3 protein-coding genes are annotated in these 2,159 nt (G+C 32.5%); all 3 read right to left on the bottom strand.

Annotated elements, in window-relative coordinates; translation table 11 throughout:
- Positions 1-191 precede the first annotated feature (191 nt).
- On the bottom strand, positions 192-1,052 hold the full coding sequence (locus tag Q0409_RS00870; RefSeq protein ID WP_298534076.1) for a respiratory chain complex I subunit 1 family protein: 861 nt from the start codon (positions 1,050-1,052) through the stop codon (positions 192-194).
- 21 nt (positions 1,053-1,073) lie between these two features.
- The gene (locus tag Q0409_RS00865; RefSeq protein ID WP_298534074.1) at positions 1,074-1,289 is read right to left on the bottom strand and encodes a DUF788 domain-containing protein; all 216 of its coding nucleotides are present in this window, start codon (positions 1,287-1,289) and stop codon (positions 1,074-1,076) included.
- 97 nt (positions 1,290-1,386) lie between these two features.
- Positions 1,387-2,055 carry a hypothetical protein gene (locus Q0409_RS00860; protein WP_298534071.1) on the bottom strand — a complete coding sequence of 223 codons (669 nt, stop codon included), beginning with the start codon at positions 2,053-2,055 and terminating at the stop codon, positions 1,387-1,389.
- Positions 2,056-2,159: the final 104 nt, after the last annotated feature.

The raw sequence follows: 2,159 nt of genomic DNA, 5'->3' as shown, positions 1-2,159 counted from the left end.
ATAGCTAAAGGAAGCGCTAAAATACTTTGATAGAAAGCGGCAAGTCCTGCCACTACAAAAATGCCTAAAGCTACTAATGAAGTTAATACTCTCATTCCTTTTTCATCATTCATTTTTAAGCCTTCTAATAGTTTTAATTTTAATTAATTTCGTTTTATATTAATAATTTCATTAATTTTAATTCATTTAATTTAAATAATAATCATGATAATTGAACCAACAGTACAGAGAATTGCAATGGATATTTGAGCCATTACGGAATGGTTTGGATTTAGCATAGGAGTTGTAGCATTGATAAATCCTGTAATTATACAGATTACAATCATTCCAATCAAGTATCCGACAACTGAAATCGGTCCAAAGAATATTGTTAAGAATAACCATAATAGAATATACCATGCGATTGATTCTGAAAACATTATGTATCCTCTAAGCATACCAAAGTGTTCAGTTTCAAATCCAGATATGATTTCCTTTCCTTTTGTGATTGCAAAAGGAGAATATGGAGATTTTGTAACAATCAATGTGAAGAACATAATTGCTGCAAGAGGCAATTGCAATACTAAAGGACCATGCACTGCCTGATAAGCTATAATTCCACTGATATCCATAGTTCCAGTCAATAGGAATATGATTGCAATTACTGCAAAGAGTGGCAATTCACCAGCTGCTGAGAAAACAGCCCTTACACAACTTATCTTACCATATGGGGAACCTGATGAGGATCCTGCATTATGCTCTACAATCTTATGGATTGCATAAACACCAAATATGATCATTAAGGAACCTTGAGCCACTGGCCCTACAATAACTGCAGTAACCCAAACAGCTGCTAAAATAACTGTAATACCTACATAAAACGGCATCGCAGCAGTTTTTGGAAATGAAGTTTCCTTAAAGAAAAATTTCAATGAATGCAATAAGTACTGTATAATAGGAGGTCCTGGCCTCAATTGGACTCTTGCCATAACCTTTCTATGGAAACCTAATAAAAGACTACCTGCAAGGAAAGCGATTACTACATTGATTAAAATTTGAGCCATTAAATTCATGATATCTGCAAAGAGATTCTACTAGTAACCTGTGAAAGGCTCTTCTCTTCTTTCCTCCTCTTCCTCTTTTATTGGTTTGGACATTGTAAGAAGTCCAAATGAAAGTACTAAAAATGGTATACAAACAATAGCTATTGCATAGACTATCCAATCAGCTGGATTAAATATTAAAGCATAAAGGATAGCTAATACTGACGCAATCAAGATAATATAACTAGCTATTTTCATTTTATTCATTTTAACGACCTTCTATTTTAATAATAAATTAATAAACATGATTTTTACTGATTTAATTCATTTTTAATTCTTCATTTTTCTTAATAATCATTTTTAATTATAATATAGTTAATAAGATTTCAACAAATCTAACAATAATAAACAATGAACTTAAGTGGATAATCAATATGAATGGAGATCCAGGAGTTCTAAACATTTCTGCCTTACTTGCAAAGAATGGTGCTATACCGCTTTCACCGCAAACTCCTATTAACATTACAAGCGCTCCAAATATCATCATTGGGCTTGCAGGGATTGCAGCGAGTTCAATTAAGCTTAAGGTACCGGTAGCTGCTAAAATCATAGCTGCTCCACCAAAGAGTGGCAAACCGCACATCATTGCAATCAAACCATATTGATAAGCGGAATTTAAAACCTCCACCTGCTTTACAGCAGAAACAATACCGATGTTAACAATACCAATCAAAGCCATGAATAAGGTAAAGTTAAATAAATCTCCAGTAATCATAGCTCCTGCAGTAGCTATACCACAGATAATAGCCAGGAATCTTCTATGCTTGAATTCCTTTTTGCCAACTGCAACCTTATTTTCATCAAGAGAACCAAACATTGCTTCCACTTGAGTTTCAGTTCGGCTCATGGCTATCAATGCTGTAAACACAAGTATAGTTACAAACAAGAATATGTGGAGAGGGTTTAAATAAAGAACAATGTCTCCTAAAGGAATTGTTCCCATCAAGTCTCCGCCTAAACTTTCTATAAGCATTTAAAGTCTCCTTTTTTATTTTAAGTTCATTTATTTAAATTTTTTGAATGATAAACTGATAAATATAATATTTTAAATTTTAAATTATTTTTTTAAATTATTTT

The organism is uncultured Methanobrevibacter sp., assembly GCF_937898925.1.
GTDB lineage: Archaea > Methanobacteriota > Methanobacteria > Methanobacteriales > Methanobacteriaceae > Methanobrevibacter.
The sequence above is the reverse complement of the archived record's forward strand: the minus strand, read 5'-3'. Positions and strand labels throughout refer to the sequence as shown.